Annotated in this window: 23 protein-coding genes; 19 read left to right on the top strand and 4 right to left on the bottom strand. The window is 61.8% G+C overall.

The window, feature by feature from the left end; genetic code table 11:
• The first annotated feature begins 1 nt into the window (after position 1).
• The 5 genes from NKI19_RS17680 to NKI19_RS17660 all read left to right on the top strand — a co-directional run bounded on the left by NKI19_RS17680 (position 2) and on the right by NKI19_RS17660 (position 4,050).
• The gene (locus tag NKI19_RS17680) at positions 2-253 is read left to right on the top strand and encodes an exodeoxyribonuclease VII small subunit (RefSeq protein WP_031211056.1); all 252 of its coding nucleotides are present in this window, start codon (positions 2-4) and stop codon (positions 251-253) included.
• Between the two features lie 105 nt (positions 254-358).
• Positions 359-625 carry a DUF2277 domain-containing protein gene (locus NKI19_RS17675; protein WP_023716908.1) on the top strand — a complete coding sequence of 89 codons (267 nt, stop codon included), beginning with the start codon at positions 359-361 and terminating at the stop codon, positions 623-625.
• A 9-nt stretch (positions 626-634) separates the two neighbouring features.
• Entirely contained in the window at positions 635-1,555 is a 921-nt protein-coding gene (locus tag NKI19_RS17670) for a pirin family protein (RefSeq protein ID WP_352489605.1), read from the top strand.
• A gap of 81 nt (positions 1,556-1,636) precedes the next feature.
• Positions 1,637-3,550, top strand: a complete 1,914-nt coding sequence (gene dxs, locus NKI19_RS17665; protein WP_352489606.1) for a 1-deoxy-D-xylulose-5-phosphate synthase — start codon at positions 1,637-1,639, stop codon at positions 3,548-3,550.
• 206 nt (positions 3,551-3,756) lie between these two features.
• Positions 3,757-4,050 carry a hypothetical protein gene (locus NKI19_RS17660; RefSeq protein WP_352489607.1) on the top strand — a complete coding sequence of 98 codons (294 nt, stop codon included), beginning with the start codon at positions 3,757-3,759 and terminating at the stop codon, positions 4,048-4,050.
• Between the two features lie 27 nt (positions 4,051-4,077).
• Here the strand turns inward: NKI19_RS17660 and NKI19_RS17655 are convergent, their stop codons facing one another.
• Entirely contained in the window at positions 4,078-4,479 is a 402-nt protein-coding gene (locus tag NKI19_RS17655) for a GFA family protein (RefSeq protein ID WP_352489608.1), read from the bottom strand.
• 175 nt (positions 4,480-4,654) lie between these two features.
• Between NKI19_RS17655 and NKI19_RS17650 the strand changes: the two genes are divergently transcribed.
• The 3 genes from NKI19_RS17650 to NKI19_RS17640 all read left to right on the top strand — a co-directional run bounded on the left by NKI19_RS17650 (position 4,655) and on the right by NKI19_RS17640 (position 7,123).
• On the top strand, positions 4,655-5,434 hold the full coding sequence (locus tag NKI19_RS17650; RefSeq protein ID WP_352489609.1) for a TlyA family RNA methyltransferase: 780 nt from the start codon (positions 4,655-4,657) through the stop codon (positions 5,432-5,434).
• Entirely contained in the window at positions 5,431-6,672 is a 1,242-nt protein-coding gene (locus tag NKI19_RS17645; protein ID WP_352489610.1) for a class I SAM-dependent RNA methyltransferase, read from the top strand. Before NKI19_RS17650 ends, NKI19_RS17645 begins: the two co-directional genes overlap by 4 nt.
• 79 nt (positions 6,673-6,751) lie before the next feature.
• On the top strand, positions 6,752-7,123 hold the full coding sequence (locus NKI19_RS17640; protein ID WP_352489611.1) for an antitoxin Xre/MbcA/ParS toxin-binding domain-containing protein: 372 nt from the start codon (positions 6,752-6,754) through the stop codon (positions 7,121-7,123).
• A gap of 101 nt (positions 7,124-7,224) precedes the next feature.
• Here the strand turns inward: NKI19_RS17640 and mauJ are convergent, their stop codons facing one another.
• From mauJ to NKI19_RS17625, 3 genes are all read right to left on the bottom strand, one after another.
• Positions 7,225-8,061: a methylamine utilization protein MauJ gene (mauJ, locus tag NKI19_RS17635; RefSeq protein ID WP_352489612.1), complete on the bottom strand. Its 837-nt coding sequence runs from the start codon at positions 8,059-8,061 to the stop codon at positions 7,225-7,227.
• Between the two features lie 9 nt (positions 8,062-8,070).
• Positions 8,071-9,483, bottom strand: a complete 1,413-nt coding sequence (tldD, locus tag NKI19_RS17630) for a metalloprotease TldD (RefSeq protein WP_352489613.1) — start codon at positions 9,481-9,483, stop codon at positions 8,071-8,073.
• Positions 9,484-9,610: 127 nt separating this feature from the next.
• Positions 9,611-10,135, bottom strand: coding sequence for an invasion associated locus B family protein (locus NKI19_RS17625; RefSeq protein WP_352489614.1), 525 nt, complete (start codon positions 10,133-10,135; stop codon positions 9,611-9,613).
• Positions 10,136-10,506: 371 nt separating this feature from the next.
• Here NKI19_RS17625 and coxB point away from each other — a divergent pair, with 371 nt between their 5' ends.
• From coxB to rnhA, 11 genes are all read left to right on the top strand, one after another.
• Positions 10,507-11,385 carry a cytochrome c oxidase subunit II gene (coxB, locus tag NKI19_RS17620; protein WP_352489615.1) on the top strand — a complete coding sequence of 293 codons (879 nt, stop codon included), beginning with the start codon at positions 10,507-10,509 and terminating at the stop codon, positions 11,383-11,385.
• Between the two features lie 38 nt (positions 11,386-11,423).
• The gene (ctaD, locus tag NKI19_RS17615; RefSeq protein ID WP_292657466.1) at positions 11,424-13,076 is read left to right on the top strand and encodes a cytochrome c oxidase subunit I; all 1,653 of its coding nucleotides are present in this window, start codon (positions 11,424-11,426) and stop codon (positions 13,074-13,076) included.
• 76 nt (positions 13,077-13,152) lie between these two features.
• Positions 13,153-14,097 (top strand): heme o synthase, encoded by a 945-nt coding sequence (locus NKI19_RS17610; RefSeq protein ID WP_292657469.1) that lies wholly within the window; start codon positions 13,153-13,155, stop codon positions 14,095-14,097.
• On the top strand, positions 14,094-14,261 hold the full coding sequence (locus NKI19_RS17605; protein ID WP_023674135.1) for a cytochrome c oxidase system small membrane protein: 168 nt from the start codon (positions 14,094-14,096) through the stop codon (positions 14,259-14,261). The genes NKI19_RS17610 and NKI19_RS17605 overlap by 4 nt, the downstream gene beginning before the upstream one ends.
• Before the next feature lie 7 nt (positions 14,262-14,268).
• Positions 14,269-14,901 carry a cytochrome c oxidase assembly protein gene (locus NKI19_RS17600; protein ID WP_352489616.1) on the top strand — a complete coding sequence of 211 codons (633 nt, stop codon included), beginning with the start codon at positions 14,269-14,271 and terminating at the stop codon, positions 14,899-14,901.
• A gap of 1 nt (position 14,902) precedes the next feature.
• The gene (locus NKI19_RS17595) at positions 14,903-15,784 is read left to right on the top strand and encodes a cytochrome c oxidase subunit 3 (RefSeq protein WP_023674137.1); all 882 of its coding nucleotides are present in this window, start codon (positions 14,903-14,905) and stop codon (positions 15,782-15,784) included.
• A gap of 82 nt (positions 15,785-15,866) precedes the next feature.
• Complete coding sequence (locus NKI19_RS17590; RefSeq protein WP_352489617.1) at positions 15,867-16,253, top strand: DUF983 domain-containing protein; 387 nt, start codon at positions 15,867-15,869, stop codon at positions 16,251-16,253.
• Positions 16,250-17,005, top strand: a complete 756-nt coding sequence (locus NKI19_RS17585; protein ID WP_352489618.1) for an SURF1 family protein — start codon at positions 16,250-16,252, stop codon at positions 17,003-17,005. The genes NKI19_RS17590 and NKI19_RS17585 overlap by 4 nt, the downstream gene beginning before the upstream one ends.
• 107 nt (positions 17,006-17,112) lie before the next feature.
• Positions 17,113-18,117 (top strand): 4-hydroxy-3-methylbut-2-enyl diphosphate reductase, encoded by a 1,005-nt coding sequence (gene ispH / locus NKI19_RS17580; RefSeq protein WP_352489619.1) that lies wholly within the window; start codon positions 17,113-17,115, stop codon positions 18,115-18,117.
• Positions 18,118-18,122: 5 nt separating this feature from the next.
• Complete coding sequence (locus NKI19_RS17575; protein WP_352489620.1) at positions 18,123-19,085, top strand: homoserine kinase; 963 nt, start codon at positions 18,123-18,125, stop codon at positions 19,083-19,085.
• The gene (rnhA, locus tag NKI19_RS17570; protein ID WP_352489622.1) at positions 19,082-19,621 is read left to right on the top strand and encodes a ribonuclease HI; all 540 of its coding nucleotides are present in this window, start codon (positions 19,082-19,084) and stop codon (positions 19,619-19,621) included. Before NKI19_RS17575 ends, rnhA begins: the two co-directional genes overlap by 4 nt.
• Positions 19,622-19,636 lie beyond the last annotated feature (15 nt).

Raw genomic sequence — 19,636 nt, 5'->3', positions numbered from 1 at the left:
GATGGCTGGTGAGACCAACGAGGACGTCAAGGCGATGAGCTTCGAGCAGGCGCTCGAGGCGCTGGAGAGGATCGTCGACGATCTGGAGCGCGGCGACGTGCCGCTCGACCAGTCGATCCGCATTTATGAGCGCGGCGAGGCGCTGAAGGCGCATTGCGATCGGCTGCTGAAAGCGGCCGAGGACAAGGTCGAGAAAATCAGGCTGTCACGCGACGGCAAGCCGGTGGGGACGGAGCCGCTGGATGCGGATTGAGGCGCGGCCTCGAACGACATTGTGCTTACCGGCTTTGGACATAATGATTGAGGATAAAACTCATCCCGTTTGAAACGGCTCCAGGACGAGAGGAGATTGCGAACGATGTGCAGAAACATCAAAACCCTGTTCAATTTCGATCCGCCGGCAACCAATGACGAGGTCCGCGATGCCGCACTTCAGTTTGTCCGCAAGCTGAGCGGAACGACGCGGCCGTCGAAACAGAACCAGCATGCGTTCGACCATGCCGTCGAGGCCATTGCCGCCTCGGCGCGCGAATTGCTCGACAGCCTCGAGACGACGCAGCATCCGCGCAATCGCGAAGAAGTGGCGGCCAAGGCGAAGGCCAAATCTGCACTTCGCTTCGCCTGAGGGGACCGCGTGAGCTTCTTTCCCGGAAACGATCCGCAGATGGGCGATGCCTTCGCTAGCGATCAGATCGAACTGATGGTCATTCCGAACGCCAAGGACATCGGCGGATTCCAGGTTCGCCGCGCCTTGCCGACGGCCAGGCGCCGGCTGGTCGGACCCTTCATCTTCTTCGACCGCATGGGTCCAGCCGTTCTGCGGGCCGGCCAGGCGCTCGACGTGCGCCCGCATCCACATATCGGCCTGTCGACGGTGACTTACCTGTTCGACGGCAAGATCAGGCACCGCGATTCGCTCGGCACCGAGATGGTGATCCAGCCCGGCGATGTGAATTTGATGACCGCCGGCCGTGGCATCGTCCATTCGGAGCGCACGCCGGAAGAACTGCGCGGCGCGCCGATGTCGGTTTCCGGCCTGCAGACATGGCTGGCGCTGCCGGATGGCAAGGAGGAGGTCGCGCCGGTCTTCGAAAACACCGCGGCTCTGCGCCTGCCCGAAATCGATGCCGAGGGGGTCAGCGGCCGTATCGTCATCGGTGCGTTTTCCGGACTGCGCTCCCCGGTCGCCACCGCTTCGGACACGCTTTATGCCGATCTCAGGCTGGCGCCGGGTGCCAGCGTGAAGATCCCGGCAGATGCCGAGGAGCGCGCCATCTATACGCTGGAAGGCGAGGTTTCGATATCCGGTGACCGCTTCCCAGCCGAGCGGCTGCTGGTTTTCCGGCCCGGCGATGAGATCGTTGTTTCATCGGAGGGCGGCGCCCATCTCATGCTGTTTGGCGGCGCTTCACTCGGTTCGAAACGTTATATCTGGTGGAATTTCGTATCGTCCTCAAAAGAACGCATCGAGCAGGCGAAAGAAGAATGGAAGACAGGCCGCTTCGATATCGTTCCTGGAGACGAGCAAGAGTTCATCCCGCTGCCCGAAAGCTGATGCGCGTTACCGCCACATTTACATTCGCCGGCCAGCGGCATATTTCACGATGAACAGAAAATCTGACCAGGCTCGCAAACAGTGAACGCAAAGCCCGATACGCCGCTTCTCGACAAGGTCCGCGTCCCAGCCGATTTGCGCACGCTTGCTGAAGGCGACCTGCCGCAGCTGGCGTCAGAGCTTCGCGCCGAACTGATCGACGTCGTCTCGCACACCGGCGGGCATCTCGGCGCCGGCCTTGGCGTCGTTGAACTGACCGTCGCGCTGCACTACGTCTTTAACACGCCGGACGACCGGCTGATCTGGGACGTCGGCCACCAGGCCTATCCGCACAAGATTCTGACCGGCCGCCGCGACCGCATCCGCACGCTGCGGCAGGAGGGCGGCCTGTCCGGCTTCACGCGTCGCGTCGAGAGCGAATACGATCCTTTCGGCGCAGCCCACTCCTCGACCTCGATTTCAGCCGGCCTCGGCATGGCGATGGCGCGCGATCTGTCCGATGGCCGCAACAATGTCATTGCCGTCATCGGCGACGGCGCCATGTCGGCCGGCATGGCCTATGAGGCGATGAACAATGCCGGCGCACTCGATGCCCGGCTGATCGTCATCTTGAACGACAACGACATGTCGATCGCTCCGCCGACCGGCGCAATGAGCGCCTATCTGGCGCGGCTCGCCTCAGGCAAGACCTATCTTGGGTTGCGCGATTTCGGCAAGAAGCTGACGTCCTATCTCGGCGAGCGCGCCGATCGCGCCATCAAGCGAGCGGTCGAGCACGCGCGCGGCTACGTCACTGGCGGCACGCTGTTCGAGGAAATGGGTTTCTACCACATCGGCCCGATCGACGGCCACAACCTCGAGCACTTGATCCCGGTGCTGAAGAACGTCCGCGACAATGCCGACGGCCCGGTGCTGATCCATGTCGTGACCCAGAAGGGCAAGGGCTACGCCCCGGCCGAGGCGGCGGCCGACAAATATCATGGCGTCAACAAATTCGACGTCATCACCGGCGCCCAGGCCAAAGCGCCCGCCAATGCGCCGAGCTATACCAAGGTGTTTGCCGAAAGCCTGATCCAGGAGGCCCGAGAGGACGACCGCATCGTCGCCATCACCGCCGCCATGCCGACCGGCACCGGGCTTGACCTCTTCGGCGAAGTGTTTCCGGCGAGGACCTTCGATGTCGGCATCGCCGAGCAGCATGCGGTGACCTTCGCCGCCGGCCTAGCCACAGAAGGCTTCAAGCCTTTCGCGGCGATCTACTCGACCTTCCTCCAGCGCGCCTACGACCAGGTCGTTCACGACGTGGCGATCCAGAAATTGCCGGTGCGCTTTCCGATCGATCGCGCCGGCTTCGTCGGCGCCGATGGTGCCACCCATTGCGGCGCCTTCGACACGACCTTCCTGGCGACGCTGCCCGGCTTCGTCGTCATGGCCGCGGCCGATGAGGCCGAACTGCGCCACATGGTACGCACCGCTGCAAGCTACGATGACGGCCCGATCGCCTTCCGCTACCCGCGCGGTAACGGCGTTGGTGTCGAGATGCCGCAACGCGGCTCGGTATTGGAGATCGGCAAGGGCCGGATCGTCAGGGAAGGCACCAAGGTTGCGCTGCTTTCCTTCGGCACCAGGCTGCAGGATTGCCTGGCCGCGGCCGAGGAGCTCGGCGCGGCCGGCCTTTCGACCACGGTGGCCGATGCCCGTTTTGCCAAGCCGCTCGACGAGGACCTGATCCGGCGGCTGGCCCGTTCGCACGAGATACTGGTGACGGTGGAAGAGGGCGCGGTCGGCGGCTTCGCCAGCCATGTGCTGCAGTTCCTGGCCCATGAAGGGCTGCTGGAGAGCGGCCTGAAGGTGCGCCCACTCGTGCTGCCCGATGCTTTCGTCGACCATGCCAAGCCGGAAAAGATGTATGCCGACGCCGGGCTGGACAGCGCCGGCATCGTGCGCACCGTGTTCGTGGCGCTGGGGCATACAGCGCAGGCCCAGCGCGCCTAACTTGGACGCATTCCAGCGACGCCGAAGCGATCGACTTTGCTGCAAGATGCTAGTCTGAATCAAAATCTCAACTGCTTGAATCAAATCGCCGGCGAACTGCCGTAAGATGCTGTTTACGCAGCCGTTTGGCGATTTGCTTACCGTGTACTTTGGCCGTTCTTCAACGCTGCCCTGCTAGAAAGCGACCGGCAGGGGAAAGAAGACCAATGAGATCGCTTTTGGGCGGCATCGCGCTAACGGCCACCTTCGCCGCGTCGGCCGCGGCCGAAACGCGCTACGACCGCAAACTCGAAGAGGCGGTGATGGGGATCGTCGCCGGCAAGATCGGCGAAATCCGTGGCGGCTTCTCCTACAAGCAGGCGCCGCAATTGGTCGTCGTGCCCGATACCTTGCCGAAGGCGTCCAGTTCCATTGACCGGCCGCGCACACAGGTGTCCGGCGACAGCGGCGACGGTCTGACGCCGGCCGTCGAACGGCGGGTTTCGCGGACCATATTCTAAAGCATGATCCCGAAGAGACTCTAGAAACTAGAACCACATATCCCGCACACAGCGACCATCTCTCGGCAAATCCTCGAATGTATCGAGACCATCGAAATGGTCGATCGGGAGATCGGCGACAGCCTCGGGCGGCGCAAGCCTCACATTGACGGCGATGCGGTAGCGCCCAGCCGCATCGGGATGCACACCGCGCCATGCCAGGACGCAAGCGCACGTTGGACAGAAGAGAATCTCAAGCGAAGGATGAGCCTTTCCGACGCGCCGATAGGCGCTTACGGGCCCGGCAAGGCGGATTCGTTCGTCGACATAGTCGTAAGCCCAGAGCGTGCCGTAACGACGGCAAAGTGTGCAATTGCAGGCAGTGATCGAACCGGGGTCGCCCTCCAGGGTCCAGTGGGCTGCGCCGCAGTGGCAGGTTCCCGTCAGCATGTTCCTCCTCCACGTTTCGACGGCTAAACGGCATCTCTTTCTTAGCATTGCGTCGGGTCTCGTGCGAGATTTGACAAACAGCACAGCGGCTGATGAGTTCACTCGCTTTTCCAACTATGCCTTCTCTCATCGCCAATATCCTTGCCATCATCGTTGGCTTTCGCCATGAAGGCCGATGACTTCCCTTCCGCCAGCCAGCATACGCCAGCGGCTCGACGAATTGCTCGTCCAGCGCGGCCTGTTTGCCAGCCGCTCGCGTGCCCGCGACGCGGTCGAGCGCGGCACCGTGACGGTCGACGGCATCGTCGCCATCAAGCCGGGCCAGGCCGTTCTGCCTGAGTGCAACATCGTCGTTGACGATCCGGCGCAAGGTTACGTGTCGCGCGCCGCGCTGAAGCTGAAGGCTGGTCTCGACCATTTCGCGCTCGACCCAACTGGCTGCGAAGCGCTCGATGTCGGCGCCTCGACCGGCGGCTTCACGCAGGTGCTGCTCGAACGCGGCGCGGCGCATGTCATGGCGATCGATGTCGGGCACGGCCAGATGCACTCCGACATTGCCGGCGATCCGCGCGTGACGGTAATTGAAGGCCTGAATGCGCGCGAACTGACTACCGCCGATCTCGGCGGCCGTGTGCCGGATTTCATCGTCTCGGATGTCAGCTTCATCTCGCTGAAACTGGCGCTGCCGCCGGCGCTTGCCTTGGCCAGGAACGGCGCAAAAGCCGTGTTTCTGGTCAAGCCGCAATTCGAGGCCGGCCGCGAGGCGATCAGCAAGGGCGGCCTGCTGAAGGACCCCTATGATGCGGCGCGCATTGCCGGCCTGATGCAGGACTGGCTCGACACCATTCCCGGCTGGCGCTCACTGGGGCTGCATCTGTCGCCGATAGAGGGCGGCGACGGCAACCGCGAGTTCCTGCTCGGCGGCATCAAGGACGTCGAGACCCAGAAGCGATGAGCACCCGTTTCACGATCGCAAAATTGGGCTCGCAGGGCGACGGCATCGCCGAGACGGAAACCGGCGAGGTTTTCATTCCGTTCGCGCTGCCGGGAGAGGTCGTCACCGCCGCGCGGGAGAAAGATCGCGCTACCTTGATGTCGGTGCTTGAGGCTTCGTCGCTGCGGGTCGATCCGCCGTGCCGGCATTTCGGCGCGTGCGGCGGCTGCGCCGTCCAGCATCTCGAGACTGAAGCCTATCACCAGTGGAAGCGCGAAAAGGTCGTGCATGCGCTGAAAAGCAAGGGCATCGTTTGCGAAGTCGGCGCGCTGGTGCCGTGCGCGCCGCACACGCGCCGCCGCGTCGTCTTCACCGCCCGGCGGAGCGAGGCGGGAATGCAGTTCGGCTTCGTCCGCGCGCTATCATCCGAGATCATCTCGATCGAGGAATGCCCGATCTCGGCGCCGCAGATAGTCGCTGAGCTCGACCGTTTGAGGATGCTTGCCGGACTGATCTGCACCACGACCAAATCGTTCCACATGGCGGTGACGGTGACCGGTTCCGGCCTCGATGTCGCGGTTCACGATTCCGGCAAGCTCGGCGAGAACCAGCGCCGCGTCGCCTCCAACTTCGTCATCGCGGAGGGGCTGGCCAGGCTGTCGGTCGACGGCGAGATCATTATCGAACCAAAGAAACCGGTCGTCCTGTTTGGTGGCGTCGCCGTCGCAGTGCCTCCGGGCGCTTTCCTGCAGGCGACCGAGGCTGCCGAACAAGCGATGGCCAACATTGTCGGCCAGCATCTCGCGCGTGCCAAAAAGGTCGCCGATCTCTTCGCCGGCTGCGGCAGCTTCGCGCTGCGCCTGGCCGCAAGATCGGAGGTTCATGCGGTGGAAGGCGATGCGGCAGCACTCGCGGCGCTCGACCGGGCATTCCGTTTCGGCAGCGGCCTGAAGCGGGTGACCGGCGAACGTCGCGACCTGTTCCGGAGGCCGCTCACATTCAAGGAGTTGAATGCCTTTGACGGCCTAGTTTTCGACCCGCCTCGCGCCGGCGCCGAGGACCAGTCGAAGCAGATCGCGCGCTCCGACGTGCCGCTCGTCGCCGCGGTGTCCTGCAATCCGGTAACGCTGGCGCGGGATCTTCGCATCCTCCTCGATGGCGGTTACGCCTTGAAGAGCGTAACCCCGATCGACCAGTTCCTGTGGTCGCCACATGTCGAGGCCGTCGCGCTGTTGGAGAAGCCGAGACGAAGGCGCTAGCAGCATTTATGGGGCGTCGAAATGCGCACCAACAACGCGCATTTGAACGTGCGTTGTTCAAAATGTGCTAGGAATTGTAATGAGCACCAAAGCCTTTGAGATTTCGGCATCGCGCTTCGGCGAGGAGCGGACGCCGTTTCTCTCGCCGAAGCGGGTCGCTGAACTGCTCGGGATCACTATGACCGAACTGGCGGGCCTGACCGGCATCGCCCGCAACACGCTTGCCGCCAAGTCCGGTGCGCGCAGGGTCGACACCGCGTTGAGTCCCATTGTCCGTATCCTGGCGATGGCCGGCGAGATGGCCGGTGATGAACAACGTGCAGCGATCTGGTTCAAGCATCAGCCGATCCCCGGTTGGGCCGGAAAGACCGCCTACGATCTGGTTCGCGAAGGCAAGACGGACAAGGTGCTTGCCTATCTGGAGGGAGTCCGCTCCGGCATCTATGCCTGAAGCCAGGCTGCCCCTGTGGCGTGCCTTCGTGCCGCGCTGGGCGAATCTGCCACCTTCCGGTGAAGGTGAGGCCCGCTTTATGGTTACCAGCGTCAAAAATACTATGAAGTTCTATTGCGAGCGTCGGAATGTCTCGTATAGATGAACACGCTTATATCGTGAGGTTCGTCTAACCCAAATTCTTTTTCTATTCTATATCTGGACGCCATTTTCAATACGCGGCAGACATCATTGAAATGTTTGATTTGATTGAAATTATCTAGGTCAATTCCCTTTTCATTGCGCGTCGGATTTCTAATAAAATGCGCTATCGAATTTTGTATGGCTTTATCAACATAAAATCCAAAAGACATAAAGTCTTTCTTGTCCTTTAGCATCATTGGGTCGCTAGCAATCCGAGCTAGCTCGCCTCCCACATAGTGTTGGTGGTTCAGATAGCTATCTACGTATTGGATCGCCTTTTGGTTATCAGTTTCCGGATAGCTCAAAATGTGCCAGTAAAATAGAATTTCTAAGTATATGCTATTGGATGACCGTGCTTCCCTATATAAGCGGACAACATCGGACTGCGCTTCATTGCGAACGGGAGGTATGAAGTAAATTTCGTCACTCAACTCGCTTACAGGAATGGATCTGCGTTCCGTGTAGCCACCCGAAAATTTCTCTAAGTCGAAGCCATGTCCATGTGCGATCACTCCCGATGAAAGAATGATCCTACAATCTCTTTCAAAGGATATTACACTTAACAATTCAGCTAGAAGCCGGTAGGCTTCGTTGGCTTCAACGTGGTTGCCGCGACGCAAAATCGTAGCGACCTTGTCAGTCTCATTTTCTTTCCATCTGGGAATGTATCGAAATTCACGCCCTTTATATCGGAAGAAATAATCTTCCTTCTTGAACCCAAGCGACGAATGAACTGCCAAAGCGTATAACGACATGAGTAGGATTCACACTCTTGTCCCACCCACCGTCATCTGGTTCATCCTGAGATGCGGCTGGCCGACGCCGACCGGCACACCCTGTCCGGCCTTGCCGCACATGCCGATGCCGGTGTCGAGCTTCATGTCGTTGCCGATCATCGTAACCCGATGCATGGCATCCGGCCCATTGCCGATCAGCATGGCGCCCTTGATCGGTTGCGTCACCTTGCCGTTCTCAATCATGTAGGCCTCGGTGCAGCCGAACACGAACTTGCCTGAAGTGATGTCGACCTGGCCGCCGCCGAACGACACGGCATAGATGCCGTTCTTGACCGAGGCGATGATTTCCTCCGGCTCCATGCCGCCTGCTGTCATGTAGGTGTTGGTCATGCGTGGCATCGGCTCGTGCGCGTATCCTTGGCGCCGCCCGTTGCCGGTGGCTTTCATGCCCATCAGCCGGGCATTCTGGCGGTCCTGCATGTAGCCGACCAGCTTGCCATCGTCGATCAGCACGTTATGGGCCGAAGGCGTGCCTTCGTCGTCGACGGTCAGCGAACCTCGCCGCTCGGGCATGGTGCCGTCATCAACGACGGTGACGCCTTTCGCCGCCACCTGCTGGCCAAGCAGGCCGGCGAAGGCCGACGTCTTCTTGCGGTTGAAATCGCCTTCCAGCCCGTGGCCGACGGCTTCGTGCAACATGACGCCCGGCCAGCCGCTCGACAGCACGATGTCGAAAGTGCCGGCAGGTGCTGGAACCGCTTCGAGATTGACGAGCGCTTGCCGCAATGCCTCCTTGGCAGCGTGCCGCCAGCTGTCCTCGACCAGGAATTCGCCAAAATCCTTGCGGCCTCCCATGCCGTAGGAGCCGCTCTCCTGGCGGTCGCCGTCGCCGACCACCACCGACACGTTGATCCTGACCAGCGGACGGATGTCGCGCACCATCTGGCCGTCGGCGCGCACGATCTCGACATGCTGCCACGAGGCGGCGAGCGACGCCGTCACCTGCCTGACGCGCGGATCCTCGGACCGCAGCCACGCGTCGATTTCCTGAAGCAGCTTGGCCTTGGCCTCGAAGGAAGGCGAGGGGATAGGGTTTACGTCGCCGTAGAGATGGCGGTTGGTGCGGGCGGGCGCTGCGGCAAGCGTGCCGGAATAGCCGCTCTTCACCGTCGAAACGGCATCGGCGGCGCGCAGCAGCGAGGCTTCGGAGAGATCGCTGGAATGGGCGTAGCCGCTGGCTTCGCCGGCGACGGCGCGCAGGCCGAAACCCTGGTCGGTGTTGAAATTCGCTGTCTTCAGCTTGCCATTGTCGAACATCAGCGCTTCGCTTTCGCTGTATTCGAGAAACAGTTCGCCGTCATCGGCGCCGTTGATAGTCTCGGCGACGATCTGCTTGATGCGATCGTCGGAAATGTCGAATTGGCCGATCAGGCTGTTCATGGCGTATCCGTTCGCAGGAGGATTGTTTCCCACGATGTAGGCGCGAAGGCCCGCGCAGACAATCTGAAATGAGGCTTGCCGTGACCGCGGCCGGTCAACATCACTGGATCGTGCTACAGCACCGCGTTCAGGGCAGGGCGGCGAAGCCGTCGGCGAAACCCTTGAGGTCGACGGGAATGCCGATGCCCTCTTCCGGTGTCTGGAAGACGATGAAGGTCGCGGACGTACCGGTCTTCAGCGTGTCGAGCAGCGGCTTTTCGAGGATGACCTCGGCATAACAGCCGTCCTGGAAACAGCGCACGAAGTAGGCGCGGCCGATATCCTTGCCGTCGACATTGAGGCCGAGGCCGTTGGGCAACAGCACACCGAGCGGCGCCAGCACACGCAGGATTTCGGCCTTGTTGTCGGCTGTGCGCAGCACGACGACGGAAAGCCCCATTTCCGGGCGGTCCTCGGCGACGACGTTCTGCATCATCACGCATTGTTCGGATGTAGAACCGGCCGGCGTATCGCAGATGATCGACCACGCTCCATGCGTCGACTTCACCGTGCCGCTTGGCTGCGCGGCATTGGCCAGGCCGGCGCCGGGCAAGGCTATTGCGGCGGCAACAAGGATGACCTTCGCCAAGGTTCTCGAAAGCCAAGGGTTCATGACGGCTCCATTGCGAATCACGGCACTTTAAGCCGCACTAAACCCAAGTAAAGGACGAGACCCCGGCGATCTGCCCCGACACAGGCGACAATGCGCTTTTCTGTGCCAATTTCGCCCTAATTGCGACGGTTCCGCGCGCCGCGCGGCTCATTCTACCCGGATGCCGCTCTGGTGATTCGCGGCGAGCTGTCACCGCACGAAGCCAGCGCCGCGCTTGCGCGCAAAAATGCCGCACGGGTTCCGGCGCTCCTTTCTTGCGGAGGCAAATAGAGTATGGTTTGAACCAGCCTTGAATTGTCCGGGATTCCCGTCCCGGCATTGTTCGACATTCTTGCGGTTCGATCGCGAGGAACTGGGAGATGACGAGGGCGATGAGAAAATTCCTGGCAACCGCCAAAATCGTAGCTAGTGCCGCTGCCACGTTGTTTGCCGCTGCATCCGCTCATGCAGCCCAGCCCCAACCTTGGGAAACCAGTTTTCAGCCTCCGGCAACCGACATCATGCGGCAGATCGAATGGTTCGGGAACTACTCGTTCGCGTTCATTATTGTGATCACCGCCTTGGTGCTTTTTCTGATCGCCTACTGCATTTTGCGGTTCCGGGCGAGCGTCAACCCGACCCCGTCGCGCACCAGCCACAACACGCTGATCGAGGTCATCTGGACTGTCGGTCCCGTCGTCATCCTGCTCTGTCTCGCCATTCCCTCGTTCCAGCTGCTGACCGCGCAGTACACGCCGCCGGAAGAAGCCAAGCTGACCGTCAAGGCGACCGGCAATCAGTGGAACTGGGACTACGAATACCAGGTCGACAACACGCTTTCCTTCAATTCCGCGATCCTTCAGGATGCCGACAGGGCTGCTGCCGGCAAGGAAGATCGCGCCGCGTATCCGCGCCTGCTCGCCGTCGACAATGAGATGGTGGTGCCGGTCAACACCATGACCCGCGTGCTGGTGACGGCGACCGATGTCATTCACGCCTTTGCCATGCCGTCCTTCGGCATCAAGACCGATGCGGTGCCGGGTCGCATCAACGAGGTGTGGTTCAAGGCCGACAAGGAAGGCCTCTATTACGGCCAGTGCTCGGAACTCTGCGGCAAGGACCACGCCTTCATGCCGATCGCCATTCGCGTCGTCTCCGATGCGCAATACAAGACCTGGCTGGCGGCAGCCAAGACCGACCTTCCCGGCGCCAACAAGGCGCTGATGGCCGAGGTCGATGGCACGAACAAGGTAGCGGCCGCCGGCAACTGATGCCGCGACCAGAAAAGATTCAGGGAACGGAGCCGACCATGGCAGACGCTGCAGCTCACGACGACCACGACCACAAGCCATATCATGGCTGGGTCCGGTGGGTGTATTCGACCAACCACAAGGACATCGGTACGCTTTATCTGATCTTCGCAATCATGGCGGGCTGCATCGGTGGCGCCTTGTCGGTCGTCATGCGCATGGAATTGCAGGAGCCGGGCATCCAGATATTCACTGGCCTGGCGCAGATGGTCTACGGCATGAACGGCGACGCCGCCATCGACGGCGGCAAGAGTATGTACAATGCTTTCACCACCGCGCATGCGCTGATCATGATCTTCTTCATGGTGATGCCGGCGCTGATCGGCGGCTTTGCCAACTGGATGGTACCGATCATGATCGGCGCGCCGGATATGGCCTTCCCGCGCATGAATAACGTGTCGTTCTGGCTGCTGCCGCCGGCTTTCATCCTGCTGATTTTCTCGGCCTTCGTCCCGAGTGCGCCCGGCGCCTATGGCGTCGGCGGCGGCTGGACGCTTTATCCGCCGCTGTCGACATCGGGCCAGCCTGGGCCGGCCATGGATCTGGCGATTCTTTCAATCCACATCGCCGGCGCCTCCTCGATTCTTGGTGCCATCAACTTCATCACCACCATCTTCAACATGCGCGCGCCCGGCATGACCATGCACAAGATGCCGCTGTTCGCCTGGTCGGTGCTGATCACGGCCTTCCTGCTGCTGCTGTCGTTGCCGGTGCTGGCCGGCGGCATCACCATGCTTTTGACCGACCGCAATTTCGGCACCACCTTCTTCGCCCCGGACGGCGGCGGCGATCCGATCCTGTTCCAGCACCTGTTCTGGTTCTTCGGCCATCCGGAGGTCTACATTCTGATCCTGCCGGGTTTCGGCATCATCAGCCACATCATCTCGACCTTTTCGAGGAAGCCGGTGTTCGGCTATCTCGGCATGGCCTATGCGATGGTTGCCATCGGCGCGGTGGGCTTCATCGTCTGGGCCCACCACATGTACACGACGGGCCTGTCGCTCGACACCCAGCGCTATTTCGTCTTTGCCACCATGGTCATCGCGGTGCCGACGGGTGTGAAGATCTTCTCGTGGATCGCCACTATGTGGGGCGGGTCGATTTCGCTCAAGACCCCGATGCTGTGGGCGATCGGCTTCATCTTCCTGTTCACCGTTGGCGGCGTCACCGGCGTGCAGCTGGCCAATGCCGGCCTCGACCGCCCGCTGCACGACACCTATTTCGTGGTCGCGCACTTCCACTACGTGCTGTCGCTGGGCGCGGTCTTCGCCATCTTCGCAGGCTGGTACTACTGGTTCCCGAAGATGACCGGCTACATGTATTCGCCGGTGATCGCGAACACCCACTTCTGGGTCACTTTCGTCGGCGTCAACCTGGTCTTTTTCCCGCAGCACTTCCTCGGCCTTTCGGGTATGCCGCGCCGTTATATCGACTATCCCGATGCCTTCGCCGGCTGGAATATGGTGTCGTCCTACGGCTCGTACATCTCGGCTGTCGGCGTCGTCATCTTCCTGTTCGGCGTCTTCGAGGCGTTCCAGAAGAAGCGCGTCGCCGGCGCCAATCCTTGGGGCGAGGGTGCGACCACGCTGGAATGGCAGCTGCCTTCGCCGCCGCCGTTCCACCAGTGGGAACAGTTGCCGAAGATCAAGTAGGCGGTTGCCTCCTTTAATACGGAACCGCCGGCCGGCCGGCGGTTTTGGCCAACGGAATGATGGACTTTAAGTACGCATGGCCCTTGCCGAAGACAGACTGATTGACGAGCCGGGCTTCCGCATGTCGGAAGCGACGGCGGGCGATTTCTTCGCCCTGCTGAAGCCGCGCGTCATGTCGCTGGTGGTGTTCACCGCGTTTGTCGGCATGGTCGCCGCCCCGGTGACCATCAATCCGCTGCTGGCGGTGATCGCGATCCTGGCTATTGCCATTGGTGCTGGCGCATCCGGTGCGCTCAACATGTGGTACGACGCAGACATCGATGCGGTGATGACGCGCACCGCCGGCCGTCCCGTGCCGGCCGGCCGCATCCGGCCAGGCGAGGCGTTGAGCTTCGGATTGGTGCTGTCGGTTCTGTCGGTGATGACGCTCGGCGTGCTGGTCAACTGGTTGGCAGCGTCGCTTCTGGCCTTCACCATCTTTTTCTATGCCGTCATCTATACGATGTGGCTGAAGCGCTGGACGCCGCAGAACATTGTCATTGGCGGGGCCGCCGGTGCCATTCCGCCGGTCATCGGCTGGGCGGCGGTAACCGGATCGGTCAGCCTCGAAAGCTTGGTGCTGTTCCTGATCATCTTCCTGTGGACGCCACCGCATTTCTGGGCGCTCGCGCTGTTCAAGTCGGAGGACTACGCCAAGGCAGGTATTCCGATGATGCCGAATGTCGCCGGCCATCCCGCGACCAGACGCCAGATCTTTGCCTATGCGCTGGTCCTCGCGCCGGTTGGCGTGCTGCCATGGGTTCTCGGCTTCACCACGCCGGCCTATGGCATCGTTGCATTGCTGCTCGGCGCCGGCTTCGTCTGGTATGCGTGGAAGGTGCTGCAAATGGCCGATGACGACAGGGCGATGAAGCCGGCCAAGGCCTTGTTCGGCTATTCGCTGCTTTATCTCTTCGCCATCTTCGCCGCCTACCTTGGCGATTGCGTCGTCGCGCGCGCGCTGACCATCGGTGGAGCATGAGCATGGCCGAAAAGAAGCTTGAACTGGTCACGCTGACCGAGCGTCAGCAGAAGGCCCGCCGCAATCGCTCGGCCGCAATCGGTTTCGCGCTGGCGGCGCTGGTCGTCATATTCTACGTCGCGACCATCGTGAAATTTGGTCACAGTTTCCCCGGCTCGATGTGAGCTGACGATGACCAGGCAAACAGTCACCGATCCTACGAAGAAAAATACGAACCGCGTCGTCGCTGGCGTCTGCATCGCGTTCTTCGGCGGCATGATCGGCATGGCCTACGCCGCGGTGCCGCTCTATGCGATGTTCTGCCAGGCGACAGGCTACGGCGGCACCGTCAAACGGGCGACCCAGCAATATGCCGATCGGGTGCTCGACCGCGACATCACCATCCGCTTCGATGCCAACACCGTCGGCGTTCCCTGGCAATTCCAGCCGGTCGCCCGCTCGATCACCATCAAGATCGGCGAGACCGCCGAGGCGCATTTCAGCGCGACCAACAAATTCAGCCGGCCCATCACCGGACGCGCCACCTTCAACGTGCAGCCTGAACTGGCCGGACCTTACTTCAACAAGGTCGAGTGTTTCTGCTTCACCGACACGACGCTGAAGCCCGGCGAGACACTGGACATGCCGGTCGTGTTCTATGTCGATCCCGACATCGTCAACGCGCCGGAACTGAAGGATTTGAAGACGATTACCCTGTCCTACACGATGTTCCCGGTCGACAAGACCAAGCCGGTCGCATCATCGGTGCCGGCCGACGGCCGCCGCAACAAGATTTCAGATACCGAAGCAAGCCTCGGGGGTTGATATGGCAGACGCACACGCAAAACCACAACATGACTACCACCTCGTCGACCCGAGCCCGTGGCCTTTCCTGGGCTCCGTCGGGGCGCTGGTGACCGCGTTCGGCGGCGTCTGTTACATGCAATACCTCAAGGGCGGCGATTTCCCGATCTTCGGTTTCAATGTCGCCAATCCATGGCTGTTCTTCATCGGCCTGTTGATCGTCATCTACACGATGTTCGCGTGGTGGTCGGATACGATCAAGGAAGCGCATGAGGGACACCACACCCGTGTCGTGTCGCTGCACCTGCGCTACGGCATGATCATGTTCATCGCCTCCGAGGTGATGTTCTTCGTCGCCTGGTTCTGGGCCTTCTTCGACGCCAGCCTGTTTCCGGGCGAGGTCCATCAATACGCCCGTACCGCCTTCACCGGCGGCGTTTGGCCACCCAAGGGCCTCGAAGTTCTCGACCCCTTCCATCTGCCGCTCTACAACACCGTCATCCTGCTTCTGTCGGGTACCACGGTGACCTGGGCGCACCACTCGCTCATCCACGGCGACCGCAAAGGCCTGATCAATGGCTTGGTGCTGACCGTCGGCCTCGGCATGCTGTTCACCATGGTGCAGGCCTACGAGTACATGCACGCGCCGTTCGGCTTCAGGGATTCAATCTACGGCGCCACCTTCTTCATGGCGACCGGCTTCCATGGTTTCCACGTCATCATCGGAACGATCTTCCTGCTGGTCTGCCTGATCCGCGCCATGAAGGGCGACTTCACGCCCAAGCAGCATTTCGGCTTCGAGGCCGCCGCCTGGTACTGGCACTTCGTCGACGTGGTGTGGCTGTTCCTGTTTGCCTCGATCTACGTCTGGGCATCGAACGGCGCGATGATCGAACCGCACTGAGATCGAGCTGAGGAAATCGACAAGGCGGCTGCGGCGACGTGGCCGCCTTATCTTTTGCGGCAAATGCTCCTAGGATGACCTCATGAGCGACGACAAGGCGATCTGGCCACCAATCGATGCGATCTCGGCCGGCCTGCATGGCCGCTGCCCCCGCTGTGGCGAGGGCAAGCTGTTCTCCGGGTTCCTCACGGTCGGCAATCGCTGCACCAATTGCGGCCTCGATTATTCCTTCGCCGATGCCGGCGACGGGCCGGCGGTGTTCGTTATCCTGATCATCGGCTTCATCGTCGTCGGCCTGGCGCTGTGGATGGAGGTGACGCTCAATCCGCCGCTCTGGCTGCATCTGCTGCTGTGGATTCCGCTGACGCTGGTGCTCTGCCTGGCAGCGCTCAGGCTGATCAAGGGCGTGCTGCTGACGCTGCAATACCGCCACAAGGCGGCCGAGGGCCGGCTGGACCGCGGCGAATGAGCGAGGCATCAGGTTCGGTGGCCGGCCGGTCGCGGCCGAAGCGCGCATTGGCGCTCGGCCTGGGTATCGTCGTGTTTTTGATCCTGCTGGCGCTCGGCACTTGGCAGGTTCAGCGCCTGCACTGGAAAGAGGGCCTTCTCCAGACGATAGACCAGCGCACGCATTCGGCGCCTGTGCCATTGGCCGAGGTCGAAAAGCGGTTTGCTGCCACCGGCGACGTCGACTACACGCCGGTAACGCTGACCGGCACTTTCCTGCATCAAGGCGAGCGGCATTTTCTCGCCACCTGGGAAGGCCAGTCCGGCTTCGATGTCTTCACGCCGCTGCAGCTCGACGATGGCCGTTTCGTACTGATCAACCGCGGCTTCGTGCCTTACGATTTCAAGGACCCAGCCAAGCGGCCGCAGGGGCAGGTGACGGGCAAAATGACGGTGATGGGGCTCGCCCGCAACCCGCTGTCGGCCAAGCCCTCGATGATGCTTCCCAACAATGATCCGCAGAAGAACATCTTCTACTGGAAAGATCGTGACGCGATGGCCTCGAGCGCCGGCCTGCCGGCAGGTGCGGCGCTGGTGCCGATCTTCATCGATGCGAACGCCGCGGCCAACCCCGGCGGGCTGCCGGTTGGCGGTGTCACCGTCATCGACCTGCCGAACAGCCATCTGCAATATGCGATAACCTGGTACGGCCTTGCCGCCGCCCTTGCCGGTGTCCTTATCTCCTGGCTCCGCCGCCCGGCGAAAGACCAATGATCGCCGCCACAACCCTTGACAGGGCAGGGCCGCACACCTCATTTCGCGCCTTGAGCTCAGAAGTCATAGCCGGATCAACCGGCCTACAATCAGCGTAAGATGCAATCATGCTTCACACAAAGCCACCGCTGACCATCCGGCTCTGCCAGCCGCGCGGTTTCTGTGCGGGCGTCGATCGTGCCATCCAGATCGTCGTGCTAGCGCTGAAGAAATACGGCGCGCCGGTCTATGTCCGCCACGAGATCGTGCACAACCGCTACGTCGTCGAAGGGCTGCAAAGCCTCGGCGCAGTGTTCATCGAGGAGCTCTCCGAGATCCCGCCCGAGCATCGCCAGAGCCCGGTCGTCTTTTCGGCGCATGGCGTGCCGAAATCGGTGCCGGCAGACGCCCAGTCCCGCAACCTGTTCTATCTCGACGCGACTTGCCCGCTGGTCTCGAAAGTCCACAAGCAGGCAATGCGCCATCAGCGGCTTGGCCGCCACGTGCTCTTGATCGGCCATGCCGGGCACCCGGAGGTGATCGGCACAATGGGCCAGTTGCCGGACGGCGCGGTCACCCTGATCGAGACCGAAGCCGACGCCGCAAGCTTCGTGCCTGCAGACCCGCAAGCGCTCGGCTTCGTCACCCAGACGACGCTGTCGGTCGAGGACACCGCCGGTATCATTCGCGCCCTGCAGCAGCGTTTTCCCGAGCTGCATGCGCCGGCGGCGGAATCGATCTGCTATGCCACCACCAATCGCCAGGAAGCGGTCAAGGAAACAGCGGCCGGCGCCGATCTCTTCCTGGTTGTCGGCGCACCTAACTCCTCCAACTCGCGACGCCTGGTCGAAGTGGCCGAGCGCGCCGGCGCTTCGATGTCGCTTCTCGTGCAGCGCGCCTCCGAAATTCCGTGGGATGACATTGCCGGCATTTCGACGCTCGGCCTGTCGGCGGGCGCCTCGGCGCCAGAGATCATCGTCGACGAGATCGTCGATGCTTTCAGACAGCGCTTCGACGTGACCATCGAGCTGGCCGTGACGGCGACGGAGACGGAGGACTTTCCGGTGATGCGGGTGTTGCGCGATGTCGAACTGACGGCAGCCGACATGGCCTTCGTCAACGGGGCTGCGTAGCAACGATGGCGGTCTACACCGACGTCAATGAGGGCGAACTCGGCGCGTTCCTCAGCAACTATCCGGTCGGCGATCTCTTGTCCTACAAGGGCATCGCCGAAGGCACCGAAAACTCGAATTTTCTACTGCACACCAGCAGCGGATCCTACATCCTGACGCTTTACGAGAAGCGCGTCGACAAGGCTGACCTGCCGTTCTTTCTCGGCCTCATGGCCCACCTGGCCAGAAAGGGCATTTCGTGCCCGCTCCCGGTCACCGCACATGATGGCGGTGTGATCGGAACACTTGCCGGCCGGCCGGCGGTCGTCATCACCTTTCTCGAAGGCCTGTCGCTGCGGCGGCCGACGGCTGCGCATTGCGGCGAGGTCGGCAAGGCACTGGCGGCACTGCATCTCGCCGGCGCGGATTTTCCGATGACCCGCCCCAACGCCCTTGCCATCGATGGCTGGCGCAAGCTGTGGAATGCCGCCCGCGCCCGCGCCGATGAGGTCGAGCCTGGACTGGCGGCCGAGGTCGATGCCGACTTCGCTGATTTCGAGCGGAACTGGCCGAACGGTCTGCCGCAAGGCATCATCCATGCTGATCTTTTCCCGGACAATGTGTTCTTCCTCGGCGAGAAACTGTCCGGGCTGATCGACTTCTATTTCGCCTGCAACGACCTCTACGCCTATGACGTTGCCGCGTGCCTCAACGCCTGGTGCTTCGAGAAGGATTTTTCCTTCAATCTGACCAAGGGCACGGCGCTGCTTGCCGGCTACCAGAGCGTGCGGCCGTTGAGCAGTGACGAGAAAGCCGCGCTGCCGATGCTGGCGCGCGGCTCGGCGCTGCGTTTCATGCTGACCCGGCTCTACGATTGGCTGACGGTCCCGGACGGCGGGCTGGTGATGAAACGCGACCCGACCGAGTATATCCGCCGGATGCGCTTCCACCGGGCGATCAACTCTCCTTCCGAATATGGACTGACATGACCAAGCGCGTCGAAATCTTCACCGATGGTGCCTGTTCGGGCAATCCCGGGCCTGGCGGCTGGGGCGCAATCCTGCGCTTCAACGGCGCCATCAAGGAGCTCCATGGTGGCGAGGCTCTGACCACCAACAACCGCATGGAGTTGTTGGCTGCCATCTCGGCGCTCAATGCGCTCAAGGAGCCTTGCGTCGTCGACCTCTATACCGACAGCAACTACGTCAAGGACGGCATTTTCGGCTGGATCGATGGCTGGAAGCGCAACGGCTGGAAGACCGCCGCCCGGCAGCCGGTGAAGAATGCCGAGCTGTGGCAGCAGCTCGACGCGGCGCGCAACCGCCACCAGGTCACCTGGCATTGGGTCAAGGGCCATGCCGGCCATCCCGAGAACGAGCGCGCCGATGAATTGGCCCGGCTCGGCATGGCGCCATTCAAGACGAAGTCGGCGAAACCCGTGCTCGCCTCCGTGCCGCCGAAGCAAGGCACCCAGTCCAAGCAATCGGCGGCCAAGAAGGTTCGGCGCTCGACCCAGAGTTATTGATCCGGTTGAGCTGGC

It is taken from the genome of Mesorhizobium sp. M0751, from assembly GCF_040320265.1.
GTDB lineage: Bacteria > Pseudomonadota > Alphaproteobacteria > Rhizobiales > Rhizobiaceae > Mesorhizobium.
Note: the sequence above shows the minus strand (reverse complement) of the source record. Positions and strands in the feature narration are given on the sequence as shown.

What these genes read in the sequence shown, in the direction of transcription:
- NKI19_RS17640 (WP_352489611.1), top strand. Translation starts at nt 6,752, where the DNA reads ATGAGCACCAAAGCCTTTGAGATTTCGGCATCGCGCTTCGGCGAGGAG.
- NKI19_RS17625 (WP_352489614.1), bottom strand. Translation starts at nt 10,135, where the DNA reads ATGAACCCTTGGCTTTCGAGAACCTTGGCGAAGGTCATCCTTGTTGCC.
- NKI19_RS17600 (WP_352489616.1), top strand. Translation starts at nt 14,269, where the DNA reads ATGACCAGGCAAACAGTCACCGATCCTACGAAGAAAAATACGAACCGC.
- ctaD (WP_292657466.1), top strand. Translation starts at nt 11,424, where the DNA reads ATGGCAGACGCTGCAGCTCACGACGACCACGACCACAAGCCATATCAT.
- NKI19_RS17660 (WP_352489607.1), top strand. Translation starts at nt 3,757, where the DNA reads ATGAGATCGCTTTTGGGCGGCATCGCGCTAACGGCCACCTTCGCCGCG.
- NKI19_RS17675 (WP_023716908.1), top strand. Translation starts at nt 359, where the DNA reads ATGTGCAGAAACATCAAAACCCTGTTCAATTTCGATCCGCCGGCAACC.
- NKI19_RS17610 (WP_292657469.1), top strand. Translation starts at nt 13,153, where the DNA reads ATGGCCCTTGCCGAAGACAGACTGATTGACGAGCCGGGCTTCCGCATG.
- NKI19_RS17575 (WP_352489620.1), top strand. Translation starts at nt 18,123, where the DNA reads ATGGCGGTCTACACCGACGTCAATGAGGGCGAACTCGGCGCGTTCCTC.
- mauJ (WP_352489612.1), bottom strand. Translation starts at nt 8,061, where the DNA reads ATGTCGTTATACGCTTTGGCAGTTCATTCGTCGCTTGGGTTCAAGAAG.
- NKI19_RS17595 (WP_023674137.1), top strand. Translation starts at nt 14,903, where the DNA reads ATGGCAGACGCACACGCAAAACCACAACATGACTACCACCTCGTCGAC.
- NKI19_RS17680 (WP_031211056.1), top strand. Translation starts at nt 2, where the DNA reads ATGGCTGGTGAGACCAACGAGGACGTCAAGGCGATGAGCTTCGAGCAG.
- NKI19_RS17585 (WP_352489618.1), top strand. Translation starts at nt 16,250, where the DNA reads ATGAGCGAGGCATCAGGTTCGGTGGCCGGCCGGTCGCGGCCGAAGCGC.
- NKI19_RS17655 (WP_352489608.1), bottom strand. Translation starts at nt 4,479, where the DNA reads ATGCTGACGGGAACCTGCCACTGCGGCGCAGCCCACTGGACCCTGGAG.
- ispH (WP_352489619.1), top strand. Translation starts at nt 17,113, where the DNA reads ATGCTTCACACAAAGCCACCGCTGACCATCCGGCTCTGCCAGCCGCGC.
- coxB (WP_352489615.1), top strand. Translation starts at nt 10,507, where the DNA reads ATGAGAAAATTCCTGGCAACCGCCAAAATCGTAGCTAGTGCCGCTGCC.
- NKI19_RS17590 (WP_352489617.1), top strand. Translation starts at nt 15,867, where the DNA reads ATGAGCGACGACAAGGCGATCTGGCCACCAATCGATGCGATCTCGGCC.
- NKI19_RS17605 (WP_023674135.1), top strand. Translation starts at nt 14,094, where the DNA reads ATGAGCATGGCCGAAAAGAAGCTTGAACTGGTCACGCTGACCGAGCGT.
- tldD (WP_352489613.1), bottom strand. Translation starts at nt 9,483, where the DNA reads ATGAACAGCCTGATCGGCCAATTCGACATTTCCGACGATCGCATCAAG.
- rnhA (WP_352489622.1), top strand. Translation starts at nt 19,082, where the DNA reads ATGACCAAGCGCGTCGAAATCTTCACCGATGGTGCCTGTTCGGGCAAT.
- NKI19_RS17645 (WP_352489610.1), top strand. Translation starts at nt 5,431, where the DNA reads ATGAGCACCCGTTTCACGATCGCAAAATTGGGCTCGCAGGGCGACGGC.
- NKI19_RS17650 (WP_352489609.1), top strand. Translation starts at nt 4,655, where the DNA reads ATGACTTCCCTTCCGCCAGCCAGCATACGCCAGCGGCTCGACGAATTG.